The sequence below is a fragment of the Leifsonia sp. SIMBA_070 genome (genome assembly GCF_046534635.1).
In the GTDB taxonomy this organism is placed as follows: domain Bacteria; phylum Actinomycetota; class Actinomycetes; order Actinomycetales; family Microbacteriaceae; genus Leifsonia.
Window position 1 is genome coordinate 1 of sequence record NZ_JAWRYK010000904.1, and the last position, 238, is coordinate 238.

General features: G+C 76.5%; 1 pseudogene. It reads right to left on the reverse strand.

The window, feature by feature from the left end:
- Positions 1–26: 26 nt before the first annotated feature.
- Positions 27–238 (reverse strand): annotated as a pseudogene (locus SB754_RS22835) (NADP oxidoreductase); the annotation flags it as partial.

Consider the following 238-nt stretch of genomic DNA (forward strand, 5'->3'; position numbering starts at 1 on the left):
GGGTGATGCGGTGATGCGGGTGAGGGTCAGGCGACCAGGCCGGTCTCGTCCTCGATGGCGGTCCGGAAGCCGGCCGCGTCGAGCTGCGCGCAGAAGACCGGGCCGCCCGGTTCGAAGGCGGCTCCGTCGCGCAGGGCCGGGACGAGGACGGCGGCGTAGCCGGCGTCCTCGGTGAGCGAGGCGACGAGTGCAGCGGGCTCGGGATGGTCGGACGCGACGCCGAGCGCCCGCCGGCCGG